A 13191-nucleotide genomic window follows, 5' to 3' on the forward strand; every position below is an offset into this window, starting at 1 on the left:
CAACAGGAACGTCCTCAGGGAGCTTTGACGTACACCATCTGTCTGACGTCAATGTTCCCGGCGCGAAATCCGGCTTCGCAATAGTGGAGGTAGAACTCCCAAAGTCGCTTGAACCGTTCGTCGAAACCAAGAGGGCGTATCTGCGGCCAGGATTGGCAGAAACGTTGCCGCCACTCCGCGAGCGTACGGGCGTAGTCCTGGCCGAAAATCTTCTGCTCTGCCAGGTCCAGTCCAAGAGATTTGCCGATTTCGACGAGTTTTCCCGGTGGCGGCAGCATGCCACCTGGAAATATGTAGCGCTGAATGAAATCCGTGCCGCGCCTGTAGTCTTCAAACATCTTGTCCTGGATCGTTATGATCTGAAGTCCTGCCTTTCCACCGGGTTTCAGACATCTGGACAACTGATCAAAATAGGTCGTCCAATATTTTTCACCAACTGCCTCGAACATCTCGATTGAGGCAATCCGGTCGAAAACTCCGCGTTCATCGCGATAGTCCTGAAACACGACGTCCACTTTTTCATTGAGGCCGGCTTTGAAGATACGTTCACTTGCATATTCGAATTGCTCTTGCGATATCGTCAGCGCGCGAACATGCGCCCCGACCGTTTTTGCTACATGTTCTGCAAAACCGCCCCAGCCGCACCCGATCTCCAGGACCGAGTGTTCCGGTTCGATTCCGGTTTGCCTTACCAGGGACGCATACTTCTCCGTTTGTGCCTGCTCCAGGTTGTTGGTCTCGTTGCTGTAAATCGCCGATGAATAGGTCATCGACGGATCGAGCCATTTCTTGTAGAACGCGTTTCCAAGGTCATAATGCGCCGAAATGTTTCGCTTGGACCCGCGCCGGGTATTGGAATTCAGCCAATGTCGGGCAGAAAGGAGAAGGCGGGTCAATGGCTTTCCCTGAATCGCTTCCAGCGTCGATTCCTGATTGATGCAGAACACTTCAAGAAACGTTGTCACGTCGGGCGAGGACCAGTATCCGGCCATGAACGCTTCCCCGACGCCGACATCCCCTGCCTTGACCACCATGCGGAAAAAGCGCCAGTCGTGAATGTGAAGAACGCCGTTCGGTCCATCCTCACGTCCGTGAATGCGGAATGTCCGGCCGTCGGGAAATCCGATCTCGAGCGTTCCATACCGAATTTTGAGCGCAAGTCCGGCTGCCATGCGGGCGAGGCGGGGAGTGCCTTTTAACTCCTTGCGCAAATTGTCTCTGTTCAGAACAACAGGCTCACTCATCGCAAAACCTCTTGAAAACTCATTTGTCAGAAGCGAGCGTCATTTCACGCTCTCCCAGTCCGGCCTGGGGTTTGTTTTTAGCTGGTCGAGGATGGAATGGTACACGCTTGAGCCAGATTTTAAAGGCTTGCCAGTGGATCGCCAAGATCACCTTCGCTGTAAGAAATGGAACCCGAATGCATTCCTTTAAGATAGAGCTTGAGGACAGTGGCACGGCCTTGCCGGAAAATGTCGCGGATAGAAGCGGTCCCTGCCGGTCTTTTTCGAGTATTCGAACCCTGACGGTTTCGCCGGGGGGCAACATTCGAAAGTGATATTCCTGTTCCATGCCGATGAACGGTGAAACGTAGAATTCCTTTCGCTGGTTCTGGCGAACACCCGCTTCACTGAACTGACCCGGTTCCACGGGAAGGGCGTATGTATGTAACCCGCCGAAGGTGTTGCGAACCTCATAAACGATTGCCAAGAGATGATCATTTTCATCGTACGCGTAAAAGACACTGAGCGGATTGAAGCCGTAACCAAGGAGTCTTGGATACGCGAGCAAAAGGATCCTTGAAGGCTTTGCAACAAGTTTTTGCTGAAGCACGTTTTCCACGTGTCGTCTGAGACTTGATCCATCTCTGGGTCCGTGGTCACGCTCGTGAAATGACAGCAGATTGAAGCGATTGACCGAAAACCATCTGCTCAAGCGTCGCGCCGCATCGAGTTGGTCCAGATCTATCAGAAGCGTAAATACCGAATAGCTGAACCGGTGTACTTTGGGCTTCATGCGATGATGCATGACCTTACCCGGGTAAAGCGAAGCTGCCCGGCCCGGCGCCGGTCCGTTATCGCAAACGGTATTTGAGGGCTTCGCCGTCATTCGGCAGCTTCCCTAAACTCTGTCGGTGCACTGGAGGTTTTCCACGGCAGTTTGGCACCCAGTTGTCTGGCGACAGCCAGCCCCGATGCGAGACCGTCTTCGTGGAAACCATGGCCATTCCAGGCGCCGCAGAACCAGGTGTTGTTGACCCCCTGAATTTCATCCAGCCGCCTTTTCGCGCTCAGTGCACGCGCGTCGAACTGCGGATGATCATAGACATATTTCTCAAAGGTCTTGTCTTCTTGTGGCGCCTCAAAGGGATTGAGTGTCACGAACACGGATTTGTCGCGAGCGATGTTCTGCAACCGGTTCATCCAGTAACTGACGGTTACATCGCGCGTCTTTCCCGCTTCCCGATCCGACATGTAATTCCACGACGACCAGACTTTCTTTCTTTTTGGCATCAGGTTCTCGTCCCGATGAAGATAAACCTCGTTGGGTCGGTATCTGATGGCACCCAGAATTTCGCGTTCGGCCGGACTGGCGTCACCGAGCATTGCCAGGCTCTGATCGGTGTGACTTGCAAGGATGATTTGGTCGAATTCATCGGTATGACCGGAACGATCCTTCACCTGGACCTTGCCGTCGTTGCGAAGAATTTCGGTGACGGCGCATCCCAGCCTTATTTTTCCTGCGAGCGGTGCCAGCAAACGGTTCACATAATTTCTGCTGCCACCCGAAATCGTTCGCCAAAGTGTTGTTTCAAATGACAGCAGGCGATGGTTTTCGAAGAAGGCAACGAAACTCTCTGCAGGGTAGGCGCGCATTTCATCAATCGGCGTCGACCAGATCGCAGCGCCCATTGCCAGGAGGTAATCGTTGGTGAAACCCTCCGAGTATCGGTTATTCTCCAGGTATCCACCCAGTGTTTCTCCCGATAACCGTCCGGAATGAAGATCATTCACCGCCTGCTTGTTGAAACGGAAAATGTCTTTCAACATGACCAGAAAACGCGGCGACAACAGATTGGATCTCTGCGCGAATACGGTGTTGAGCGAGTCGCCCGACCATTCGAGTTTTCCATTGTCTGCCGAAAGCGCGAAACTCATGTCGCTTATTTCGGTCTCGACATCGAGATAATTGAGAAGGGCGGTGAAATTGGGATAATTGCGTTCATTGTAGACAATGAAACCCGTATCTACCGAAATATGAGTGCCGTCATAGTCGATGTCAGCCGTAGCGCTGTGCCCGCCAGCCCTTTCCCGCTTTTCATACAACACCACATCGTGGTTTTTGCTCAGGGCCCAGGCTGCACTGTTTCCGGAAATTCCGGAGCCGATAACGGCAATCCGCATGATCGATCCTTTTTTTTATTGATCTGGATAGTCCGCAGGGACTTGCGGCCAGCAAAATTTTCTCCGTTTTCTCAAGCGAATACGGCGGAGAAAAGAAGGCGGATCACGCCGGGCGATGAAATAATTAAATAAATTCCGTAGATTGGCGAATGCAACAGCTTGTGCGTGGCATTGGGTGCCGGCAAAAAAAGGGTCCGTTCTTGGAACGGACCCGATTGAACACTAAAAATGTGTCTGGCTGAATTGAAGGGTCAGGCCTGCAATGAATCGACCAGCCAATTCCAGGCGACTTCGACACGAATTTTTGCCGCATCAAAAAAGGCTACGACCTTGTCCCAGACGGATTGGCCGAAATCCGCAACCTGAAGCATTGTTCCACGCTTGATCGGTTCGTTCTCGGTTTCAATTAACTCGACAGTGGTTGCTTCCGTGCCGTCATTGACGACACGTCGCGTAACCATCAGAGCTCCTTCTGTCACCAGCCGTGATTCGTCCTTGCCGGCAACAACCGTCTCCTGGTCCATGGCTCGGACAACAACAGCCCGACCATCCGGAAGCAAATGCGTTTCGTTGGTATTCACCTCGGAATCGTAAATCACTTCTCCATAGGAATCGATCAGCTCGACCCAGACGACATTTTTGCCGTCAAGTTCGATTTCACCGACCCATATGGTCAATTCGCTTTCCAGCGGATCTGTCTGGTCCACTGTGGCCGACGCGACTGTTACCGCAAGACGGTCCTCCGGCAACGTAATTGTTTCCTGAGGAAGTTGTTCGGCAACTGCGCCCCCTGCCAGGGCAAGGATGAGGCCAAGCGCAAATGTTCCTGCTTTGGTATTCCGTTGCATGTTCGCCTCCCAAGGCTAATACAACTGTTATTACCGCGCTCGGGGCACTTGCAGATCCGGTCTGTTTCGACTCTTTTCCGCAATGTTTATATCAGTTTAGTGTGCGTGCGCCCCACGCTGCGCGGTCACGATTTTGCCATTATCGCACCACATTCTGCTTTTTGAGTGTAATGAACATCACATTTTTCGGTGTTTTCATTTACATTTCATTAATATTTGGGGTTCGCGGCCGGTCATTCAAGGTTAATCACCGCGACGTGACCTAAATCCTCCTGTTAAAATTAACTAAGCAACACGAATGCTGATGCTTTAACTGGCAAAGAGTTCGTTTCTAAAAACGTGGATAAGCGTACCTGTAATTAAATTGTTGGGCAATCTAAAAACTTTTCGTAACGTTAATTAGGTAGCTGGCGATGCAGGGCAACAATGAGGAAATGTTGCCGGTTCGTGACACCATTTGTGGTTTAAATCAGGCAAAAAAATTCTAGTCACTGTTGGTGAACGAGTTTTCAACGGCCGCCCGAAGCGCTTGAACAGACTTCGCGCTGGTGGACATTAAACCAGATGTCGGAACAAAACCCAGGCGCGTTTCCACTCCGTCTGAGGGGGAGGGAGGATGCTGGACAGAGCAGGAAGCATGAAGTTCGTCGACCCTGGATCTGCAGAGGATCATCGATGCATTCTCCGAAGTGATGCCGGCACCGGCCATAACCGAAAGGCGTCCTTTGGCACAGCTGACGGTTTCTGCAAGAATGTCGAGACCCAGCTCGGCACGCAAGGCGTGCCCTGAAGTCAGGATTCTTTCAAAGCCCAGTCCAACGGCATCTTCAACACCAGCGGAGACATCGGTCAGGGTGTCGAAGGCGCGGTGCAGCGTGGCGGGTAGTCTGGTTCTGCCGAGCGCCGCTGACAAAAAGTCAAGATCCAGACGGCGTTCGGGACTGACAGCACCGATCACGATACCGTCCAGGCCCGTGTCTTCCGCGATCTGGATATCACGCAGCATCAATGACTTTTCAGCCTCTGAATAGCTGAAGTTGCCGGAACGCGGCCTTATCATTGCGTAAACAGGAACCGAAAGCTCAGAGGCGGCGCTCATCAGGCCTGTAGATGGCGTCAACCCGCCCTCCGAAAGTGCGGCGCACAGTTCAATTCTGTCAGCTCCGTATTTTTCGGCAATCACGGCGCCCTCAATTGTATCGACGCAAACCTCCAGATTTACCCTGATCATGAATGCACATTCCCAAGGTTCCTGCGCGCAAAAATTCCAGCGCCATGCAGACCGCCGTTTTCGGCAAACTGGCCCCTGACAACCAGGGGTGCAGAATAGTGCGCGAGCACCAGAGCGCGGGTTTTTTTGTCGATCAGTTCAAGCAGCTTCGTGTCATTCGACAATCCGCCGCTGACCGGAATGACATCGGGTCCCAGCGTATTCACAAGGACAGACAACGCACGCGAAAGGAGTGTTGTGAAGACCTCGACGGTTTCGGTCCCTGAAGGGTCATTTCGGTGCCAGGCACTGGTGATTTCCTTGCTGGAAAGTGTCTTGCCGTGCAGCGACGCATGTATGCGTTCCATGCCGCGTGCGGAGCCAGTGGCATCGACGCATCCGACCTGACCGCAGCCGCAGGCATAATGCTCAATGCCAGAGAATTTGCCGCCGGCCGTTGGGTCAACAATCGGCCCATGACCCCATTCGCCGGCCATTCCGCCAAAACCGTTGACAAGATCACCGTTGATAACGAGGCCTCCGCCGACACCGGACCCGAGGATCACTCCGAAAACAACCGGCTTTCCATTTCCAACCCCGTCGACAGCCTCGGCAAGCGCAAAAGCATTTGCATCGTTGATAATGGCAACAGGCCTGTTCAAGGCGTCCGACAGTTCCCTTTGCACATATCGACCGTGAAGGCACGGAATGTTGGCGACATCCGCGATTCCGGTTCGTTCGTCGTAAGCGCCTGCAAGAGAAATCGAAATCGGAGATCCGGCCTCTCCCGAGCTCTGGCCCACCGCATGGATAAAATCCGTCCAGTTGTCTCTTGGTGTTTCAACCCGTGCGGTCTCTGCAACAGTTCCATCCAACTGCATTTCACCATGGCGTATGAAAGAACCGCCGATATCGAAACAGGTAATCATTGCCTGTTCTTTCGCTCCTGATGCATGACAATTTCAGCCAATTATAATACCAATATGCAACCAATTACAGGACTAGTAAACCCGAAAATGTGCGTGCTTAAGCAAGGTCACCTGTTGGCGCAGCTGTTTGACAACTGAAAAACGACTTGAAGCGTCCTCGTCCTCGAACTGGTTATCGACCGCTGACAGCACGGAGCGTTGGTCACTCTCTTACTCAAATGGTGTAGTCAGAGAAAAGGTCGCAGGTTTCCGTTGTTCAGAACAAGTGCGTTTTCCGCGCCACTTACGTCGAGGCCCTCGCTCAGCATCAGGACGGCGACTTTCACGCGGCCGTTTGCTTTTTCCAGCGCGTCTGCTGCTTGTTCAGGACTGCAATCCGTAAGGTCCTGCAGTATCCGTTGTGCGCGCTGGCGCAGTTTATCATTGTCCGCCACGAGATTGACCATGTGCCCGCGGACTGCGTGTCCGAGCCGCAAGGCGACAAGAGTCGAGATCATGTTGAGAGCGACCTTTTGCGCACTGGCTGCCCCCAGACGGGTCGAACCGGCAATGATCTCGGGCGGCGTTTTCAAAAGGATCGGATGGTCTGCTTCATTCAGGATCGGAGTGTCCGGATTGTTGGCAATCCCGATCGTGTGTGTTCCCGCAGCTCGCGCTGCCTTGATTACACCAAGCGTATAGGCGGTCGACCCACTTGCCGACACGCCGATCAGGATATCGTCCTTGCCTAGCCCTGCTTCTTCGAAGTCGTTGGAACCGGCTTGCTGATCGTCTTCATGGGTACCTTCCAGGTGCAAGAGATTCTTTGCGCCACCGGCATAAAGAATTCGCATTCGATCTGGCGGAAATCCGAACGTGCCCGGGAGTTCGAGGCAATCTGCAAGCGCGGTCAGGCCAGCGCTTCCGGCACCCGCATACCCAATCTTGTTTTGTGCTGCCGCAGCGCGTTGCAGGGCCGCCGCGGCTTGCGTGATTTGCGGAATGGCATCTGCTGCGGCCTTCAGTGCTTCGACCTGCCGCTCCAGAAGAAGGGATAGAACCTCGGCGTCTGTTTTTTGCGATAGTCCGATCGATTGGGGGTCACGGTCTTCTGTTGTCGGCAGTTTCATGTTCCGGAAACTCGGGAAATCTGGAGTTTACGCCACGAACCGGACACGGCCAGCTCATGCGTTTCGTTCAAATGAAGGGTTCAGTTACAGACGATGTCTGAATGGACCAAATTCTTTTAACACTTGATTTTCGGTTTCGATAGAGTTTAAATTGGTATCTGAAAGGTATTATTTTTTAAGCCGAGGCGCCACTTTCCATGACAGAATTCATCTCAATGCTGGAAAACGGCGATTGGCTTGCCGGGTCAAGCGGGCCGAGATATCTGCTGCTGCGTCGGCGCATTCTTCAGGCGATTGACGATGGTGTGCTGAAAGAAAATGAGCCACTTCCATCCGAGCGTGAAATTGCAGCTATCACCGAACTTTCCCGCGTCACAGTTCGTAAGGCCGTCGCAGGCCTCGTCGAAGATCAGGTCGTCGTTCAAAAACGGGGGAGCGGTTCTTTCGTTGCGCCAAAAGTGCAGAAGGTTGAACAGCGTCTCTCCAGTCTGACGTCGTTCAGCGAGGATATGGCGAGAAGGGGAATGGAGGCGAGCAGCGAATGGCTGCGGCGAGGGCTCTTTCCCGCATCGCCGGAAGAAATCTTTACGCTCGGATTGACGTCCGGTCAGCGCGTTGCGCGCGTCGACCGATTGCGCAAAGCGGACATGACGCCGATGGCAATCGAGCGTGCGTCCTTGTCGGAGAAGGTATTGCCTCATCCGGAATTGGTTTCAACGTCGCTATATGCCGTTTTGCGAACATCGGGAATGCAACCGGTTCGCGCCATACAACGTATTTCGGCGAGAAATCTGGAACACTCGGATGCCGAAATCCTAGGCGTTCCCATTGGGTCCGCCGGGCTCAAGATTGAGCGCGTCTCCTATCACGCCTCCGGGCAAGTCGTTGAGTTTACGCGGTCTGTCTATCGCGGAGACGCTTACGATTTCATCGCCGAACTTCAAATCGCGGAAAATTAGGTCCATGTCAGACACCACGTCGCAGATCGATCGGACGCACATGCGCCGGGAGATCGAGGAAATACCGGACGCTGCTCGCCGGCTCCTGAAAGAAGCCCATCCCAAAATACGCGAGATCGCGTCGAAAGCAGGGTCACCTGTCTTTCTGGCAAGCGTTGCTCGCGGATCCTCCGACCATGCCGCCAGCTTTCTGAAATACGCTTCGGAGATTTATCTGGGTCTTGCTATGGCATCTCTCGGACCCTCGGTTTCTTCCGTTTATGGTGGCAATGTTCAACTCGCTCAGGCGCTCGTCATATCAATATCCCAGTCCGGGGCCAGTCCCGACATATTGTCTGTTGTGGAATCGGCCACGAAACAGGGCGCCGTGTCGGTCGGGCTGACCAACACGGCTGACAGCCCGCTCGCACGCATCTCTTCATCAGCAATTGATATTTGTGCGGGACCTGAAAAGAGCGTTGCCGCTACCAAGACATACGTCAATTCCGTACTTGCGGGCCTTCTGCTTTTGGCGGAAATCGGCGGTGACAATGAGCTTTTGAAAGCTCTTGCAGAAGTGCCAGATCATTTTGAAAATGCGATCGGCAAGGACTGGGACGCGCTGGCGGACCCGATCGAAAAGCGGGGCTCGCTTTATGTGATCGGACGCGGCCCGGGCCTTGCCGTCGCAAATGAAGCGGCGCTCAAATTCAAGGAAACCTGTCAGATCCACGCAGAAGCTTATTCATCTGCCGAAGTCATGCATGGACCGGTTTCGATTGTCGAAGATGACTACCCGGTTCTGGTGCTCGGTGTCAGGGATGCCGCAGAGGACGGATTGGCGGAGGCTGCCGACCGCATGGCTACCCAGGGCGGAGTCGTTTTTGCGACAACGGACAAGGTCAAACGTGCAAACCGTCTTGAGTTCGAGGCAGCGGGCCATCCGTTGACCGACGCAATTACGCAGATTGTTTCATTCTATGCCTTCATAGAATGGTTCGCGCGCGAGCGAGGGTTCAACCCGGATGTCCCCAAACACCTGAAAAAAGTAACCCAGACCGTATGACGGACGCCACCGCACATATCTGCCGCGAAGTCTTTGATGGGGAGTCCCTTCGGCAGGACGCAGCTGTTCTTGTTGCAGATGGCAAAGTTACCGGAATTTGCGGGCGGTCCGAAGTACCGAATGGCTACAAACCCGAAAACGCAGGTGAGGGTATCCTTTCGGCAGGTTTTGTTGATCTGCAGGTAAACGGCGGCGGCGGCCTAATGCTTGGCGATGCCGAAACGCTCGAAGATATTGAGCAGATCTGTGCCGCACATTTACCGCTTGGAACAACGGCGCTGACACCCACGCTGATCACGGATACGGCTCAAACGACCCGCAAGGTCGTCGAATTGGCGATCCAGGCATGGTCCGCGCGCGTTCCCGGTTTTCACGGCCTGCATCTTGAAGGTCCGCATCTTTTTGCCGGTCGGAAGGGCGCGCACGACGCTGATTTGATCAGACCGATGACGGCCGAGGACTTGGAGCTTTACATTTCTGCGGCGCGAACTCTTCCAAGTCTGATGGTTACGATTGCCCCTGAAACGGTCACAGAGAACCAGGTCAAGGACATGTCGGAAGCCGGCATTCATGTGAGTCTCGGCCATAGCGGCGCTTCCTACAGAGCCTGCAGACAGATCGCGGAAGCGGGGGCAAACTGCGTTACGCACCTGTTCAATGCCATGAGCCCGTTGCAGCATCGCGAACCGGGACTCGTTGGTGCCGCGCTCGATCTTGGTGACCTGAACGCGGGTCTGATTGCTGATGGTGTGCATGTTGACCCTGTGGCAATCAAGGTGGCACTGAAATCCAAGACAGGACCAGGCCGGTTGTTTCTGGTGACCGACGCAATGTCGCAAACAGGAACGGATGTCACATCCTTCACGCTCGGCGGGCGTGAGATTTTCCGGCGAAACGGAACACTGACACTTGCCGACGGCACGCTCGCCGGCGCTGATATAGACATGCCTGCATCGGTTCGTTTCCTGGTTGAACAAGTCGGGCTTGATCCGCAGACGGCCCTGAAGATGGCCACGAGCATTCCAGCGGACGTCATCGGTCAGCCTTTGGGCAGGTTGCAGGAAGGCAAGGCGGCTGATCTTGTCCTTCTGGGTAAGGACTTCTCGGTTGAACGGGTCTGGCTTGCAGGCAAAGCTCTTGAAATGCCGTCCTGAAGCGGTATCCGCAAAGCTGAGAAATCAAGTTCCAATGAGCGGACGATGATCCGTTTCAGCCTCGCATGCGCATATGGTCCGGATCATAGGGCGATGGCTGTATGACAGTGGCCTCTATTGGGTCGCCGCACAAATCGAGCTGCATGGTCGTCCCCGGCGTCGAGAGTTCCGGCTCGACAAAGGCATAGGCGAGGTTCAGACCGACCCTGTGCCCCCAGTCCCCGGACGTGACGGTGCCAACCACGGTATTGTCCAGCATGAGTGAGGCACCTCCGTGAGCAGGAGCGTGTGCGGTGTCCAGTTTCAGTGTCACCATTTTCCTGACAGGACCTCTGTTGATCAGGTCCTGCAAGGCGGCTTTTCCAACAAAGTCGCTCTTGGACATTTTCACGAACCGGTCCAACCCGGTTTCGTAGGGATCGAACTCAGTCAGCAGGTCCGCCTTCCAGTGGAAAAAACCCTTTTCCATGCGCATGGCCTCTACGGCACGCGCGCCGAACAGCGACAACCCGAAAGGTTCTCCTGCTTTTCGAACCGCAAGATAAGCTGCGTAGAGCGATGAATTTGGAACATGAATTTCATACGCAAGCTCGCCAGAAAAACTCACAGCCATGACGGTTGCAGGTGAATAGCCGATAAAACACTCGCGAACGCTCAGCCAGGGAAAAGCGTGGTTCGACCAGTCGCCCCTTGCACAGGCCGACAGGACCTTGCGGGCGTTCGGTCCGGCAAGAACCAGGATTGTCTGTTCGTTGGTGAGGCTCCTGACCTGAACGTCTTCGTCTTTGCGAAGATGCTGGGTCAGCCAGTCCATATCATGAAATTCGCTCGCCGCTGCCGACCCGTACCAGATACGCGCTTGCCCTCTGTCGGATTGCGGTAAATTGGCGATTGTCGCTTCGCTTTTTATCCTGCCCTGGTGATTGAGCAGGTAGGCAAGGCCGACGCGGCCCTCTCGTTTGGAAACGGTCCCGCAAACCAACCGGTCAAGAAATGCATGCCGGTCAGCACCGGTGATTTCGAAACGGTTGAATCCGTTTACCTCGCAAAGACCGACATTGTTCCGAACGTTTTCGACTTCCCGTCCAACCACTTCGAACGCCTCATCGAAATTGAAGGTCAGGGACGGATGAAAATCGGCGCGCGGTTTTATGTAGTCGACGCGCTCCCAGCCATTGACGACGGTAAATTCCGCTCCCTCAGCTGCCATAACGGGAGTAAGCGGCGTTGTCTTGGCGGGCCGGCCGGCCGGTCTGTGTTCGTGTGGAAAGTGAAAGCGAAATTCGTTCTGGTAGTCTTCGATTGCCTTTAGCGATGTAAGTTCGACATTGGTGTGGCCGGTAAACCTGCGCGGGTCCAGGCACCACGTGTCGTAGCAGGCCTCGCCGTGGACGATCTGTTGCGCAAGCAGCCAGCCGTGACCGCCCCCCTCTCCAAGACCGGCGCGCAATCCAATGATGCAAAAGGCGTTTCGTTTGCCCGGTATCTGGCCAACGAGCGGCGCGCCGTCGATCGTATATGTGATCGGACCGTTTATAACTGAGCGTATACCGGTTTCCAAAAGTGCCGGCATGCGGTCGAACGCGCCTTGCAGAACGTCTGTTATGCGATCCAGGTCATCCGGACACAGGGCATTGACAAAATTCGGATCGATGCCGTCCATCCCCCACGTTTTGCATCCCTGTTCATAAAATCCGATCAGCAGTCCATTCTTTTCCTGCCGGCAGTAATAGTCGCTGATCGGGCATCGGAGCAGTGGCATCCGGTGACCTGCCTGAACGATCTCCGCAATGTCTTCCGTGAGGAAATACTGATGCTCCATGGACGCGACGGGATGGTGCACATCCATCATCGCTCCGACTTCGTTGACCCTGTACCCACCTGCATTGACGACGATGTCGCAATCAATGTTTCCATGTTCCGTGTGAACGGTCCAGGTGTCGTCCCGATGCTGGGTCAATTCCGTGACGGGAGTGTTCCGGTAGATCTGCGCGCCGGCCTTTCGGGCATGGTAGGCAAGGGCCTGACACAACTGAGCTGGATCAATGTCACCGTCAAGCGGGTCCCACAATCCACCCAACAGATTGCTGGTTGATACCAGGGGATGACGGCGTGCGCATTCCTCAGCATCAATCACTTCAAATTCGACATCCATCCCCCGGGCCATGGAGGCAAAATGACGGTAGCCCTGCATTTGCGCATCCGTGTTGGCAAGCCGTATCCCACCATCACCGTGATGATAGTTGATGGGATATTCCGGATCTTCCGCGAGTCCCTTGTAGAGCCGGATGGAGTGGGTTTTCAGTCCCACCATCGTCTGGTTCATGCCGAAATTGGTTACCTGGGCGGCAGAATGCCAGGTTGTTCCGCTCGTGAGCTCATTGCGTTCGACCAGAACAACATCGCTCCAGCCTTCGCGTGTCAGATGGAAGAGTGTTGAACAACCGGCGATGCCGCCTCCGATGACGACAACCTTGGTACGCGATTTCATGAAGTGAGACTCCGGATCCACAATATACCGGCATAGAGCCCA

Annotated in this window: 11 protein-coding genes; 3 read left to right on the plus strand and 8 right to left on the minus strand. The window is 54.4% G+C overall.

The annotated features are described in order from the left end of the window. Positions 1 to 14: 14 nt before the first annotated feature. The 7 genes from LA5095_RS28935 to LA5095_RS28965 form a co-directional block, all read right to left on the minus strand. Entirely contained in the window at positions 15 to 1244 is a 1230-nt protein-coding gene (locus tag LA5095_RS28935; protein WP_055121281.1) for an SAM-dependent methyltransferase, read from the minus strand. A 19-nt stretch (positions 1245 to 1263) separates the two neighbouring features. Continuing rightward, entirely contained in the window at positions 1264 to 2109 is an 846-nt protein-coding gene (locus LA5095_RS28940; protein WP_055121282.1) for a DUF1365 domain-containing protein, read from the minus strand. After that, positions 2106 to 3404, minus strand: a complete 1299-nt coding sequence (locus tag LA5095_RS28945) for an NAD(P)/FAD-dependent oxidoreductase (RefSeq protein WP_055121283.1) — start codon at positions 3402 to 3404, stop codon at positions 2106 to 2108. Before LA5095_RS28945 ends, LA5095_RS28940 begins: the two co-directional genes overlap by 4 nt. Before the next feature lie 251 nt (positions 3405 to 3655). Then, complete coding sequence (locus LA5095_RS28950) at positions 3656 to 4252, minus strand: hypothetical protein (protein WP_055121284.1); 597 nt, start codon at positions 4250 to 4252, stop codon at positions 3656 to 3658. Positions 4253 to 4736: 484 nt separating this feature from the next. Beyond that, positions 4737 to 5483 carry a copper homeostasis protein CutC gene (locus LA5095_RS28955; protein WP_055121285.1) on the minus strand — a complete coding sequence of 249 codons (747 nt, stop codon included), beginning with the start codon at positions 5481 to 5483 and terminating at the stop codon, positions 4737 to 4739. Further along, on the minus strand, positions 5480 to 6391 hold the full coding sequence (locus LA5095_RS28960; protein ID WP_055121286.1) for an ROK family protein: 912 nt from the start codon (positions 6389 to 6391) through the stop codon (positions 5480 to 5482). The genes LA5095_RS28955 and LA5095_RS28960 overlap by 4 nt, the downstream gene beginning before the upstream one ends. A gap of 227 nt (positions 6392 to 6618) precedes the next feature. Next, complete coding sequence (locus tag LA5095_RS28965; RefSeq protein WP_055121287.1) at positions 6619 to 7500, minus strand: N-acetylmuramic acid 6-phosphate etherase; 882 nt, start codon at positions 7498 to 7500, stop codon at positions 6619 to 6621. 197 nt (positions 7501 to 7697) lie between these two features. Here LA5095_RS28965 and LA5095_RS28970 point away from each other — a divergent pair, with 197 nt between their 5' ends. From LA5095_RS28970 to nagA, 3 genes are read left to right on the plus strand one after another with little or no spacing between them, the layout of a single operon-like run. Then, positions 7698 to 8459: a GntR family transcriptional regulator gene (locus LA5095_RS28970; protein ID WP_082442993.1), complete on the plus strand. Its 762-nt coding sequence runs from the start codon at positions 7698 to 7700 to the stop codon at positions 8457 to 8459. A 4-nt stretch (positions 8460 to 8463) separates the two neighbouring features. Further along, positions 8464 to 9504 (plus strand): SIS domain-containing protein, encoded by a 1041-nt coding sequence (locus tag LA5095_RS28975; protein ID WP_055121288.1) that lies wholly within the window; start codon positions 8464 to 8466, stop codon positions 9502 to 9504. Next, positions 9501 to 10658, plus strand: a complete 1158-nt coding sequence (nagA, locus tag LA5095_RS28980; protein WP_055121289.1) for an N-acetylglucosamine-6-phosphate deacetylase — start codon at positions 9501 to 9503, stop codon at positions 10656 to 10658. Before LA5095_RS28975 ends, nagA begins: the two co-directional genes overlap by 4 nt. 55 nt (positions 10659 to 10713) lie before the next feature. Here nagA and LA5095_RS28985 read toward each other — a convergent pair whose 3' ends face one another. Further along, positions 10714 to 13149: a GcvT family protein gene (locus LA5095_RS28985; protein WP_055121290.1), complete on the minus strand. Its 2436-nt coding sequence runs from the start codon at positions 13147 to 13149 to the stop codon at positions 10714 to 10716. Positions 13150 to 13191: the final 42 nt, after the last annotated feature.

The sequence above is a fragment of the Roseibium album genome (assembly GCF_001404515.1).
Classification (GTDB): Bacteria; Pseudomonadota; Alphaproteobacteria; order Rhizobiales; family Stappiaceae; genus Roseibium; species Roseibium album.

What these genes read in the sequence shown, in the direction of transcription:
- nagA (WP_055121289.1), top strand. Translation starts at nt 9,501, where the DNA reads ATGACGGACGCCACCGCACATATCTGCCGCGAAGTCTTTGATGGGGAG.
- LA5095_RS28960 (WP_055121286.1), bottom strand. Translation starts at nt 6,391, where the DNA reads ATGATTACCTGTTTCGATATCGGCGGTTCTTTCATACGCCATGGTGAA.
- LA5095_RS28945 (WP_055121283.1), bottom strand. Translation starts at nt 3,404, where the DNA reads ATGCGGATTGCCGTTATCGGCTCCGGAATTTCCGGAAACAGTGCAGCC.
- LA5095_RS28975 (WP_055121288.1), top strand. Translation starts at nt 8,464, where the DNA reads ATGTCAGACACCACGTCGCAGATCGATCGGACGCACATGCGCCGGGAG.
- LA5095_RS28970 (WP_082442993.1), top strand. Translation starts at nt 7,698, where the DNA reads ATGACAGAATTCATCTCAATGCTGGAAAACGGCGATTGGCTTGCCGGG.
- LA5095_RS28965 (WP_055121287.1), bottom strand. Translation starts at nt 7,500, where the DNA reads ATGAAACTGCCGACAACAGAAGACCGTGACCCCCAATCGATCGGACTA.
- LA5095_RS28940 (WP_055121282.1), bottom strand. Translation starts at nt 2,109, where the DNA reads ATGACGGCGAAGCCCTCAAATACCGTTTGCGATAACGGACCGGCGCCG.
- LA5095_RS28955 (WP_055121285.1), bottom strand. Translation starts at nt 5,483, where the DNA reads ATGATCAGGGTAAATCTGGAGGTTTGCGTCGATACAATTGAGGGCGCC.
- LA5095_RS28985 (WP_055121290.1), bottom strand. Translation starts at nt 13,149, where the DNA reads ATGAAATCGCGTACCAAGGTTGTCGTCATCGGAGGCGGCATCGCCGGT.
- LA5095_RS28935 (WP_055121281.1), bottom strand. Translation starts at nt 1,244, where the DNA reads ATGAGTGAGCCTGTTGTTCTGAACAGAGACAATTTGCGCAAGGAGTTA.
- LA5095_RS28950 (WP_055121284.1), bottom strand. Translation starts at nt 4,252, where the DNA reads ATGCAACGGAATACCAAAGCAGGAACATTTGCGCTTGGCCTCATCCTT.